Raw genomic sequence first — 10,978 nt, 5'->3', positions numbered from 1 at the left:
GCGACCGGCGGCCCCGTACCGCGCCGGGTCCAGGCGCTGCTCACTCCGCCGCAACCCTTCCGGCGGCGCTGGGTGGTGGCCCACGTCGCCCTGATGGCTGTGTGCTGTGTGAGCGTGCTCCTGTCGGCCCAGGACATGGACGAGCTCTTCGATGCCGCTTCGTACAGCCACTTCGTGGCGTCCGTCCACCAACCCTGAACCGACACCCCTCTACCATCGGGCAGTTCGGCATTGACGATTCGGCCACGCCGTTCTCAGTTCACCTCGCGTCCCGTTCCATCGGGCTCGCAGGTCAAGATCGCAGCCCTGTTCGGGCGACCGGGAGCGGCACTCCAGAGGACCACGGCGGCGACGTCGGCGACGGGTTCCCCGTTGCGTGCCTTGGCGCCGGCCACGCGGTCAAGCGGTCCGGCCGGGTTCCGCCAGATACGCCGCCAGCCGTACGCCGTACGCCCGGTGGCCCGTTTCGGCGCGGGTGCGCAGCTCGTCGGTCCTGCCGTGCTCGATGAGCAGGTCGGCCTGGGCCTCGGCCAACTTCTGAATGACGGATGAGTGCTTGGCGTCGGCCATGGCGCGGTCGAGGACCTTGATGGCCTCGTCGGTGCGGCCCTGCCCGGCCAGCAGTGCGGCGAGTTGCTCAGGCGCGGGCCCGCGGGTTCGCAGGATTCTGATCGCGTCCTCGGCGCGGCCCTGTTCGTCCAGGAGGCGGGCCACTTCGAGAGAGGCCGTGGAGGTCGATTCATACGGGTTGTGCGGCCTGGACTCCAGGGCGGTCAGTGCCTGATCGGCACGTCCCTGCCCGACCAGCAGTTTGATCAGGAAGTCGTGGGCGTGCTTCTCGTTGGCGTCGACGCACTCCTGCATCACGGCGATTGCCTCGTCGACGCGGCCCTGCCCGACCAGCGCGTGGGACAGCACGTAGCCATGAGCGGAGAGTGCCCGCAACTCCTCGATCCGGCCCTGCTCGGCGAAGACGCCTGTCACCAGGGCGCGGGCGTAGGGACGCCTGCTGTCGCCGGCCATCGTCCGTACGTCCTCGATACGGCCCTGGACGAGAAGCAGATGGACCAGCAGGTGCCATCCGGCGTAGTCATTCTCCTCCGGGTGCGCCTGGAGGAAGGTGATGGCCTCCTCGACCCGGTCCTGCGCGCGAAGCAGCTTGATCAACTGGTCGAGGGCGTCCTTCTCACCTGTCTCCAGGCGCACCTGCGTCACGGCGACCGCCGCTTCGAGGCCGTCCTGCCCGGCCGTCGTGTCGGCCAGCGTGCCGGTCAGCAGGAGTGCCAGGGGCGCGTCCTCGGTGTGGACGAGTGACCGCAACTCCTCGATCCGGCCCTGCGCGGCGTAGATCTCCGCCAGCCGTGCGCGGGCCAGCGCCGTACCGGTGAGGGCCGCCGAGCGCAGCTCCTCGATCCGGCCCTCGTCAAGCAGTTCCTGGACGTACCGGCGGGCGTACTCGGCATAGCCCGGCCGCTCGGGGAACCAGCGGCCCCAGTCGATACTGGCCTGCCCGCCGCGCTTCCGCCCGGCCGGCCCCGTGGCGGCCCGGCGATCCGGCCCGCCCCCCTCGCCCACCTGTAATTCGCTCATCCACGAAGTTTCCGCCCGCCGGTCGCTTTCCACCAGACCGCGCGAGATTCAGAACAGTTCGTCGCTGTTCGCCGGGGTCGGGCGGGTCTCGAACGCTGGAACTCGTTTCCGTCCTTGCCCGTATCGCCACATGGTCCGGTGGGTCTCCACGAAGACGCCTGACGGACGCCTGACGCGCCGTCGGAATGAATTCAGCGGAGACAACCCCGCCCTCGTGTCGGGTGAGGGCATGAATTCTCCGTGACATTCACTGTCACGTCACCCATGACCCGGCCGAAGGAAGGCACTCATGACCCGCATGACCCTCGATGACCTCGTGGTCCCCGACACCGAGGTGTCGGCTGCCGCGCGGGAGGTGGCATCGACGTACCTGTCGCCCGGACTGTTCAACCATTCCGTGCGCGCCTACGTATGGGCAGCCGCCCGGGGCACCGTTCGCGGTATCCCCTTCGACCCGGAACTGCTGTATGTGGCGTCGATGCTTCACGACCTCGGCCTCACGGCGGCCTTCGACAGTCACACGGTCGCGTTCGAGGAAGCAGGCGGCCATGTGGCGAGTGTGTTCGCGGCGGGCGCCGGGTGGACGGCGCGACGCCGTGAGCGGCTTTCGGAGGTGATCATCCGCCACATGTGGCTCGAGGTCGACGCGTCCACCGACCCTGAGGGCCACCTGCTGGCCAACTCCACCGCCACCGACGTCGTCGGAGCGAACCTGGACGACTTTGACGCCGATTTCCGACGCGAGGTGCTCGCACGCCACCCACGCCTCGACTTCTCCGCGGACTTCCTTGCCTGCTTCCAGGCACAGGCCGCACGCAAACCCGACAGCTCCGCGGCCGGCATGGTGCGCGTCGGCCTGGAGAACCTGATGGCGGACAACCCCTTGGACGCCGTCAGCTAAGCGTCCCGGCATTGTCGACGCCGCAGCGCCGAGACGAGTCTCTGCGAACCAAAAGGGAACATATATTCGATATGCGTACACTCGTGGTGGCTTCGTATTACCGTTGATGTCATGACTTCCGACGATTTGACCTTGCTGTCGGTCCTGCCGGAGGAGGCCGCGGCCCTCGGGACCAAGGTCGCGGGTTCGGTCCTGCTGCCGGGCGATGAGGGATACGACGACGAACGTGCTGTCTTCAACCTGAACCACGACCTGGAGCCCGCCCTGATCGTGGTGGCGGAGAGCGCGGCCGACGTGCAGGCAGCCGTCGCCTTCGCGGCCGGGCAGCACCGGCCGGTCCTGGTCATGACGACCGGCCATCAGTTGGTCGGCCCGGCGCACGGCGCCGTTGTGATCGCGACCCACCGCATGGACAGCGTGGCCGTCGACGCTCCCGGCCGCACCGCCCGGGTCGGCGCCGGAGCAGTGTGGTCCCAGGTCGTCAAGAAGACCGCCGCGGCCGGGCTGGCTCCGCTGAACGGGTCCAACCCCACTGTGGGAGTCGCCGGTTACACCCTGGGCGGCGGACTCAGCCCGACCCTCGGCCGCTCCCACGGCTACGCCGCCGACCATGTCCGCTCACTCGACGTGGTGACCGCCGACGGCGAACTGCGGCACGTCGACGCGCGGTCCGAACCCGAACTGTTCTGGGCGCTGCGCGGCGGCAAGGGCAACTTCGGCGCCGTTACCGCCCTGGAATTCGACCTGTTCCCGGTGCCCCGCCTCTACGGCGGCGCCATCTACTTCCACGGCGAGCGGATGGCCGACGTGCTGCGCGCCTGGACGGCCTGGCACCCGGGCACCCCTGAGACCATGGTCTCGTCGATCGCCGTAGTGCGGCTGGCGGACCAACCCAGCCTGCCCGTGCCCCTGGACTGGGAGTTCCTGGTGGCTGTGCGGATCGCCTACAACGGCGAGGCCGCGGACGGCGAGCGGATGGTAGCACCGCTGCGGGCGGCGGCCCCGGCTGTCCTGGACACCGTGGCGGACATGCCGTACGCGAAGGTCGCGACGATCCACAACGAGCCGAGCGCGCCGGTGCCCTACTACGAGCGGAGCATCATGCTGCGGGAGTTCCCCACCGAGGCGCGGGACAGGCTCGTCGAACTCGCCGGCCCGGACTCCGCGAGCACCCTGACGGTCGTCGAACTCCGGGCGCTGGGCGGTGCGTGGGACCGCGAGCCGGCGGTGCCCAACGCCGTCGCGACCAGGGGCCTGCCCTACGTCCTGCTGGGTGTCGCGGGCGGGCCGGTGTCGGAGGAGCAGCAGCTCAAGAAATCGGTCGCGGACCTGCTCGACGGCATGGAGCCCTGGCGTGGCGACCGGCGGTTGGTGAACAACCTCGCGCCGGACGAGGCGGCCGACGCCGCCGCGATCTACGGCCCCGAGCGCTACGAGCGCCTGGCCGCCGTCAAGAAGACGTACGACCCGACCAACATGTTCCGGCTCAACCACAACGTGCTGCCGGCCGCCTGATCCGACACCGGCCCCGACTCCGGATACGCGGGGGCCTCAGCCGCTACGGACGGCCGGCGCGGGATCGGCGTCGAGCGCGTCGAGCACCGCGTCGCCGTTCGCCCTCGCCCACTCGGTCAGCATGTGGATCGGATCGATCAGCGTCGCCCCGAGCGGGGTGAGTTCGTACTCGACACGGGGCGGCACCTCGGCGTACGCGTGGCGGCGGACGAGTCCGTGCGCCTCGAGCCGTCGGAGCGTCTGGGTGAGCATCTTGCGGGAGATGCCGCCGATCAGCTCGATCAACTCGCCATGGCGCACCGGGCCCTTGCTGAGGCCGTAGAGCACGACCACCGTCCACTTGTCGGCGATGAGTTCGACCGCCATACGCGCCGGACAGTCGGCGAGAAAGGAATCACAGGGACCGAAACCGCTCATGGCGCCAAAGGTACCTGCTGGTTCCTGTCGGAAACCTAGCCTGGGTTCTCTCCCCCCTTTCAAAGCCAGGAGAGTCATGCGAGTCATCACCCAGCAGACGCTCGGCGGTCCCGAGGCGCTCACCATCGTGGACGCGCCCGAGCCCCGGCCCCTCCCGACCGAGGTTCTCGTACGCGTCAAGGCGATCGGGCTGAACCCGCTGGAGGCGCGCCTGCGCGCCGGCGAGTTGCCGCTGCTCGGCCGGCCCCCGTTCATCCTCGGCTGGGACATCAGCGGCGTGGTCGAGGAGGCGCCGCAGACGTGGCGGTTCAGGCCCGGCGACGAGGTGTTCGGGATGCCGCTGTTCCCGCGGGCGGCGAGCGCGTACGCCGAGGTCGTGTCGGCGCCGGCGTTGCACCTGGTACGCAAGCCGGCGTCGCTGTCCCACGTCGAGGCGTCGGCGCTGCCGGTCGTCGGGCTGACGGCGTGGCAGGGCCTCGTCGACCTCGGCGGTGTGACCGAGGGCGACCGCGTCCTGGTCCACGGCGGCGGTGGCGGGGTCGGCCACGTCGCGATCCAGATCGCGAAAGCGCTCGGCGCGTACGTGATCGCGACCGCCTCCGGGAGCAAGCGGAAGTTCGTCGAGGGATTCGGCGCCGACGAGGTGATCGACTACACGGCGGTCGACTTCACCGAGGCGGTTCGCGACATCGATGTCGTGCTCGACACGATCGGCGGCGACACCGTCGAGCGGTCGCTCGCGGTGCTCCGCCCCGGCGGTCACCTGGTGACGGCGGTCGCCGAAGATGATTCGGAGCTCGCCGCCACGTACGAGGCGGCCGGCATGCGCTTCAGCGGCATCGCGGTCGACCCCGATCCGGTCGCCCTGCGAGGTCTCGTCGAACTCGTCGAACAGGGCAGGCTCCGGGTCCACGTGCAGGAGACGTTCCCGTTCGAGCGCGTCGCCGACGCGCACCGGCTGCTCGACGGCGGTCACCTCCAGGGCAAGCTCGTCCTCACCGCTGGGGAGGCTGATTTGGCTCCCCTTCGTGCATGAGATCGTGCCAGTTGATGGCGTGTCCAGCATGGATCGCAGGGGAGTAGATCCTGTACTCGCACAGGTTTAAGTGCCATGCCAATCCAGCCGCCAGCAGGTTCTTCGTCTACTGGTGGTGCACGGTGCCCATTGCTTCTGAGCTGCGTAACGGCTGGAAACGGCAGGCAGGTACTCGTGCTGGTCCGCCCCTGGTCCGGATCTTGAGCTTCGGCGCTGGCGGGCACCGGCCCCACATGGCACAGGTAGGCGGAACCGTCTTCTGGGGTCCATGCGATCCAAAATGGTGCTGTTTATGCAGGTGAGGGCGCAGCGGCCCTGGTGCCTCGATGGTGTTCGTGACGGGCGAGTGACAGAACAGGCGGTGCGGGGCCCCGATGGTCGGCGGATTCCAGTGGTCATCCCAGCGGGGCTTCGTTGTGCGGATGTGGCTGGATCGACTGATGCTTGGCTCCGCAGGGTCGGCCCGCCACCACCGTGTCAGATGGGTTCCGTCATCTCCTCCATGAGCTCAGGCAGCTTGCGTAGCTTGGATAGCGTTTGGTTGAGGAGGCGCACATTCGTGTCGGCCCGCTGCCGGCTGATGGGGTGGGTGACGGACTCCGCGCGACCCTGTTCCGCGAGGTGGCCGAGAAGTTCGCCGATTTCGGAGGAGGCCGTGTGCAGGCCACGGACCCGTTCCTCGATCCGGGTCACCAGGGCCTCGACGGTGAAGGGTTCATCCGGAGAGGCGGTGGACGTGTCGGCGGTGTCCGGCGCATCGGCGTCGGGTGCTTCGGATTGGGCCGGGATCGCAGGGGCGGGCGGTGGCGCGAGGGGTTGCGTGGGCGCTGACGCCACGGGTGCGAGCGCGGGCAGTATCGGTGACGGGAGGGGCGCGGACGCCGTCAGCGCGGTGAGTGGTGGCGGTGCAGCCCCTTCGGCCTTGCGGGGCCGCGTACCGGTGTCCTTTGGGAACTCGCTATCGAACCAGAGCGGTGTCATCTTCCTCCCCGTCATTTCTTTGCCGGAGCCGCTGACGCGCCAGGGCTGCCGGTCCCCGTCGTCCATGGCCGAGGCCAGCGACTTGAGTACGCCGACTGCCATCAGCCGGCTCTTCTCGTACCGAAGGGCCTGCAGGCAGTTGGTGACGGTCCTGCGGGATCGGCGAATCCGCTCCCCGCCGTCACCGATCGCTTCCTGACCGTCGAGCGAGCCCCGGTCGGCCTCGATGATGCCGAAGGAGGCCAGCCAGTGCGCCGCCCTATAGGACACGAGTTCGTCGAAGGCGTCGTCATCGGTGTCCGCGGCGGAGAGTAGTTCAGGCAGCCTGCGCCCGGAGAGGATGATTCCTTCCCTGGACCTGGTGGAGAAAACCTGACCCACGCGCGGGTTCCACGGTGCTGGATAGCTCTCGGAGGTCAGCGCGGACCATGTGCGGGCCCGCTGGTTGATCTCTCCCGACTTGAGCTGGGACGGCGGGTTCTCGCTGAGCGCGCGCCGCAGCAAATGACGTTTGCGCGGATCCACTGGAAACAGTTCCTGCAACAACCGCATGGAGCGCAGATCTCGCAGCTCCGAGACTGTCATGTCCACTGAAGAATCCGGGAGTTCACGGATCGGCGTGAGCCCAGAAAGGACCTCCGCCGTCTTCTCGTCCATGACCTGTTGCTCCACGTACATCCCAAGAACGCTCCGCCCCAGCGCGCGAGAGCGGTCGAGGGCGTCGAACTCCAGCGGCGGGTGGACGTGATCTCGCCGGTTGTTCATCTGGACGATGCGGTAGAGCCGCTGCGGAGTGGGTGTGCCGATCACCAGATGTGCGTCCACTACGGCGATGGCGGCAGCGCGTCGTGCCCGTGAGCTGCTCGTCGGATCGAGTTCGCCGTCGCCCGTCTCCGCGAACTCTCTGTTGAGTATGGCGGAGAATGCCGGGAGCCAGTCACGGGGGTCGCAGACGATCTGTTCCCCCTCCCGTTCGAGCTTCTCCGCCGGTACACCCGCCAGCACTTCACTTGATGTCAAACGGAAAATCGATTGGCGTTTCTGTGTTCGATTGTTCCCTCGAACTGCCATCCACCCCCAATAAGCATCCGGGTAAATAGGGTTGCCGTCAGAGTCCCTCTCCGGGTTCTCCTCGATCCTCACTTGCTGAGGGACGTACATTCCTGGGTCTTGTTGTCCGTTGAGGACGAGGTCTTCCTCAAGGTCGTATGGGCGGACGCGGTCCCGTCTCTTCAGCTCGTCCGCCGCGTCCTCGGCGTTCATGATCAACGTTCGCCGGTTGGCCACGACGCTTTCCAGTGCGGAGAGACATGTCTCGTGTCCAGCATCGTCGACTCCCACCCATGGTCGGACTGAAGTCAATGTTTTCTCTGTCTCCCGGCCGACGGTCGGATCGGCGACGGAGCGCCAGATGGAGCTGATCCGCTCGTTGTGGCTCCATTGCACCCCGCCGACGCCGTGCATCCGTACGACGGCGACGACCATGTCACCGGCGTCTGTATGGATGTGTCGGACCGTGCTTGCCTTGAGCGTGCGTACGCCGTGGGCGTTGGGCTCGCTCAAGGTGTCATCGGGATCGACGATGAAGGGGGCAATGTTCTCCAGTGCGCCACGGGGAAGATTTGCGCCCTCGGTCGCCAGTACGGCCTTGATCCATGCCTCTTGCTTCTCCCGAGAAACCGGAACCGGGAACGGACCGTTGAAGTTGCTCTGGCTCATGTCCTACCTCACATCACTTGGAGTCCCGGATGAGTTCCATGACCCACTGGATTCCTCTGGCTGCCCATCGGTAGACCGGGTTGCCCGTCACGGCTGCGATCAGCGTGAACGCCATCTGGAGGAACCGCAGGCGATCCTTCATCCGCTTGAGGCGTGCCAACTTGATCTCGGCCTCGGCCAGTTCCCGATCCTTTTGCCGCTTCTCCTCGGCGGATTCTTCGGAAGAGTGGTCGCGTTCGGGGGATGGGAGCATGGCTGAGGCCCTTCGGGAGGCGCGGCCGTACGTCGACCAATTGGCCAACACCGGTCCCCAACGGCGCGTTAGGAACACGAAGTATGTTGGCGCCGGGAGTCGGGAGAGCGCTACGATTATCGGCTAGGTGTGCCACTTCGAGTGATGATGTGAACACCTGTTCCTATCGGGCGGAGGTGAACGCGCGCCCGATTGGCGCGGTTAGTAAAAGCAAGCCAATCAGCCCCATGTCGCACATGGTTGCCGTACTTTCATGCGGGGGATTCGAGCAGTCGGGGGATTGACAAATTGGCAGTCAAGCGCTAAGCGCCTAGCCGACTCCCTCGGCGTCATTCCGATGGCAACCCGCCGGCGGAGCATGTGGCCGCAGGAGACCTTCCACGTGTACGACGACACTCTCGTCTCGGTGGAGTTGCTCTCGGCGCAGGTGAACATCACCCAGCCGTCGGAGATCGCGTTGTACCTGAAGGCGTTCGAGGAGCTGCGGAGCATGGCCGTGTACGGGGCCGAGGCGCGCGCCCTGATCGTCAGGGCCATCGGCGCCCTGACCTGACCCCGGATGCCCGAAAGCGCCCCCTGCTCGACCCTCAACGGGTCGGGCAGGGGGCCGCCGCCCTCGGCGCCGCTATTCGACAGCAACTCCTCGAACTGTCCGCCCCCGTCGTCGAGGCGGGGTGGACAGACGCTCCGTATCGCCACCAAAAGGCAGAAACACGGCTCGGGTGGCGAGGAGCCAGTCGCCGTCGACCTTCTGAAAGGTGTCCTCGTAGTGGCCGACGTTGGCGGGGAGCCGCGGCGGGAGCATCCCGTCGATGTAACCATCGACACGGTAAGTCGCCAGATACGAGGTCGCGCTCACTGTCGTCGCGGAATCCACCGTGGCCAGGATGTTCGTCATCATGCGACGCGACAACCGGTCCGCCGGCCGAGAACCGAAGTACGCACGCAACGTTTCCCGGCCCTCGACGCGGCGGCCCCCCTGGGACCACTCCCAGACCCCGTCGGCAGTGAACAGATCGGCTACCGAACCAGGATCTCCAAGATCGAGGCGGCGGACGAAGTCGACGATCAGACGTTCGCAGGCTCGCTGGCCCACCTCGTGGCCATGTCGCAGACCCTCAGCGCCGAACTGGAGGGCACCGGCGTCCAGGTCCAGGTGCTGTGCCCCGGTGTCGTCGCCACCGAGTTCCACACGCGTCAGGGCCTCGACCTGGGTGCCGTGCCGCGCATGAGCGCCGAGGACGTCCTCACCGCTGGGCTGCGCGGCCTCGAACTCGGCGAGGTCGTCTGCGCCCCCGGCGTCGAGGACGCAGGGCTCCTCGACGCGGTCTTCAAGGCCGACCTCGCCGCCTTCGGCGGACAGAGCCCCGAACTCGCCTCCCGCTACCGGGCTCGCTGACCGCGACTCCGGCCAGCCGGCCGGGACCGGGGAAGCCCGACTCTCCGTCACCACCGGATGTGAGACAGGGCCGTTAACTGGACACACCCGGTGATGGGCGTCGCGAATGCGCGAACGCTCCCCCTTCCCCATCTCTTCGACGATGAGGGGAAGCGTCCCGCCTGAGCCCTACGTCTGCCACCTCGGGGCGGGTTTCGGTGGAGTGACCGCGATCGGTGGACGTGGGGCTTGCTCGCGCGGCATTCTCCTGAACTATGCGGGGGCGACCGTCGAGAGGGCGGTCGCCCTGTTCGCGGGTATGAGTGGGTACATGGGCATCGGGAGAGGCGGTGGGATCGATGGCGGACACGGACGCGGGGGCGTCGGGCGCGGACATGGGTAGGGGCGCGGGGTCGCGGTCGGGGTCGGATTCGGGTACGGGAGGGGCCGGTTCGGCCCGGGTGGGCACCAACAGCCCGGCCGCACTGCGCGAAGTGGCCCGAATCGCGGAGGAGCGCGGCTTCGGCGAAGCCCGCGGCGTCCACGTACTGGGCGGCGGAGATGTCGGCTGCGTGAGTGTCGGCCTGGCGCTCCTCCTGCTGATCCCGGGGGTCGGCATCCTCATCGGCCCTTACGGCACGGTGGCCACCACGGTCGCCATCGCCCTGCTGGCCGTCGCCGTCGCGCTGCCTTTCATCGCGTTCCGCTACGAGGCACACCGCGACAACCGCATTCCGCGGCTGCATGTCCTCGACGGCGGCATGATCATCACCCACCCCACCCGGATCACCGCCTACGCCTGGCCGCAGATCCGCGTCGTCGAGCGCGTCGACTCTGTCGCCATCGGGCAGGGCGGATCGTCCCAGAACTTCTATCGACTCCAGTTGTTCGAAGTCGGCGGCGATGTGCTGTGCTCCATGGGCCAGGCCTTCGATACGGTCACGATCGTCCGGCTGGCGATCGCGGGCGGCGCGCGGACATCATAGGGAGCCCCGGAACGGCCGTCTGCCGCTCTGTCCAGCACAGGCCGGTGTTCCGGGTGTTTCGGATGCGGTCCTCGCAGCGGGCCCGTCTGCGGTGACACGTTCGAGGTTGGCGCGGGCGCTCGAGAAACTGTCCCTCGGCCGGCGCTCGCTCCTCGAGCGGGGCCTGAAGGTCCTCGCCCGGGACCCGTACCACAAGGCCACG

The 10,978-nt window shown here is 67.8% G+C and carries 10 protein-coding genes and 2 pseudogenes; 7 read left to right on the top strand and 5 right to left on the bottom strand.

Features of this window, described 5'->3' with window-relative positions:
* Nucleotides 1–198 (top strand): annotated as a pseudogene (locus tag QR77_RS48270) (M56 family peptidase); the annotation flags it as partial.
* Nucleotides 199–399: 201 nt separating this feature from the next.
* Here the strand turns inward: QR77_RS48270 and QR77_RS04485 are convergent.
* Nucleotides 400–1,590 carry a tetratricopeptide repeat protein gene (locus tag QR77_RS04485; RefSeq protein WP_150130355.1) on the bottom strand — a complete coding sequence of 397 codons (1,191 nt, stop codon included), beginning with the start codon at nucleotides 1,588–1,590 and terminating at the stop codon, nucleotides 400–402.
* A 289-nt stretch (nucleotides 1,591–1,879) separates the two neighbouring features.
* On the opposite strand from QR77_RS04485, the gene QR77_RS04480 reads away from it, so the two are divergent.
* Nucleotides 1,880–2,491, top strand: a complete 612-nt coding sequence (locus QR77_RS04480; RefSeq protein WP_236710540.1) for a cyanamide hydratase — start codon at nucleotides 1,880–1,882, stop codon at nucleotides 2,489–2,491.
* 111 nt (nucleotides 2,492–2,602) lie between these two features.
* On the top strand, nucleotides 2,603–4,006 hold the full coding sequence (locus QR77_RS04475; RefSeq protein WP_107068893.1) for an FAD-binding oxidoreductase: 1,404 nt from the start codon (nucleotides 2,603–2,605) through the stop codon (nucleotides 4,004–4,006).
* Nucleotides 4,007–4,042: 36 nt separating this feature from the next.
* Here the strand turns inward: QR77_RS04475 and QR77_RS04470 are convergent, their stop codons facing one another.
* Entirely contained in the window at nucleotides 4,043–4,423 is a 381-nt protein-coding gene (locus QR77_RS04470) for a helix-turn-helix domain-containing protein (RefSeq protein ID WP_040019763.1), read from the bottom strand.
* 76 nt (nucleotides 4,424–4,499) lie between these two features.
* Between QR77_RS04470 and QR77_RS04465 the strand changes: the two genes are divergently transcribed.
* A complete protein-coding gene (locus tag QR77_RS04465) occupies nucleotides 4,500–5,459 on the top strand; it encodes an NADP-dependent oxidoreductase (protein WP_052488540.1) in 960 nt (319 codons plus the stop codon).
* Nucleotides 5,460–5,936: 477 nt separating this feature from the next.
* Here the strand turns inward: QR77_RS04465 and QR77_RS04460 are convergent, their stop codons facing one another.
* Nucleotides 5,937–8,159 carry a hypothetical protein gene (locus tag QR77_RS04460; protein WP_040019762.1) on the bottom strand — a complete coding sequence of 741 codons (2,223 nt, stop codon included), beginning with the start codon at nucleotides 8,157–8,159 and terminating at the stop codon, nucleotides 5,937–5,939.
* Nucleotides 8,160–8,172: 13 nt separating this feature from the next.
* Nucleotides 8,173–8,412 carry a hypothetical protein gene (locus QR77_RS04455; protein ID WP_040019761.1) on the bottom strand — a complete coding sequence of 80 codons (240 nt, stop codon included), beginning with the start codon at nucleotides 8,410–8,412 and terminating at the stop codon, nucleotides 8,173–8,175.
* A gap of 319 nt (nucleotides 8,413–8,731) precedes the next feature.
* Between QR77_RS04455 and QR77_RS04450 the strand changes: the two are divergent.
* A pseudogene (locus QR77_RS04450) lies at nucleotides 8,732–8,965 on the top strand (Scr1 family TA system antitoxin-like transcriptional regulator); the annotation flags it as partial.
* Nucleotides 8,966–9,037: 72 nt separating this feature from the next.
* Here QR77_RS04450 and QR77_RS04445 read toward each other — a convergent pair.
* The gene (locus QR77_RS04445; RefSeq protein ID WP_236710539.1) at nucleotides 9,038–9,508 is read right to left on the bottom strand and encodes a nuclear transport factor 2 family protein; all 471 of its coding nucleotides are present in this window, start codon (nucleotides 9,506–9,508) and stop codon (nucleotides 9,038–9,040) included.
* A gap of 9 nt (nucleotides 9,509–9,517) precedes the next feature.
* Between QR77_RS04445 and QR77_RS04440 the strand changes: the two genes are divergently transcribed.
* Together QR77_RS04440 and QR77_RS42070 are read left to right on the top strand one after the other, a co-directional pair.
* Nucleotides 9,518–9,811: a hypothetical protein gene (locus QR77_RS04440; protein WP_236710538.1), complete on the top strand. Its 294-nt coding sequence runs from the start codon at nucleotides 9,518–9,520 to the stop codon at nucleotides 9,809–9,811.
* Nucleotides 9,812–10,251: 440 nt separating this feature from the next.
* Entirely contained in the window at nucleotides 10,252–10,776 is a 525-nt protein-coding gene (locus tag QR77_RS42070) for a hypothetical protein (RefSeq protein ID WP_052488539.1), read from the top strand.
* Nucleotides 10,777–10,978 lie beyond the last annotated feature (202 nt).

The sequence above is a fragment of the Streptomyces sp. 150FB genome (genome assembly GCF_000818195.1).
Taxonomy (GTDB): domain Bacteria; phylum Actinomycetota; class Actinomycetes; order Streptomycetales; family Streptomycetaceae; genus Streptomyces.
This window is presented reverse-complemented; position numbering and strand designations above follow the sequence as displayed.

Excerpts from the sequence above, each read along its gene's own strand:
- QR77_RS04485 (WP_150130355.1), bottom strand. The coding sequence starts at position 1,590 with ATGAGCGAATTACAGGTGGGCGAGGGGGGCGGGCCGGATCGCCGGGCC.
- QR77_RS04480 (WP_236710540.1), top strand. The coding sequence starts at position 1,880 with ATGACCCGCATGACCCTCGATGACCTCGTGGTCCCCGACACCGAGGTG.
- QR77_RS04475 (WP_107068893.1), top strand. The coding sequence starts at position 2,603 with ATGACTTCCGACGATTTGACCTTGCTGTCGGTCCTGCCGGAGGAGGCC.
- QR77_RS04470 (WP_040019763.1), bottom strand. The coding sequence starts at position 4,423 with ATGAGCGGTTTCGGTCCCTGTGATTCCTTTCTCGCCGACTGTCCGGCG.
- QR77_RS04465 (WP_052488540.1), top strand. The coding sequence starts at position 4,500 with ATGCGAGTCATCACCCAGCAGACGCTCGGCGGTCCCGAGGCGCTCACC.
- QR77_RS04460 (WP_040019762.1), bottom strand. The coding sequence starts at position 8,159 with ATGAGCCAGAGCAACTTCAACGGTCCGTTCCCGGTTCCGGTTTCTCGG.
- QR77_RS04455 (WP_040019761.1), bottom strand. The coding sequence starts at position 8,412 with ATGCTCCCATCCCCCGAACGCGACCACTCTTCCGAAGAATCCGCCGAG.
- QR77_RS04440 (WP_236710538.1), top strand. The coding sequence starts at position 9,518 with ATGTCGCAGACCCTCAGCGCCGAACTGGAGGGCACCGGCGTCCAGGTC.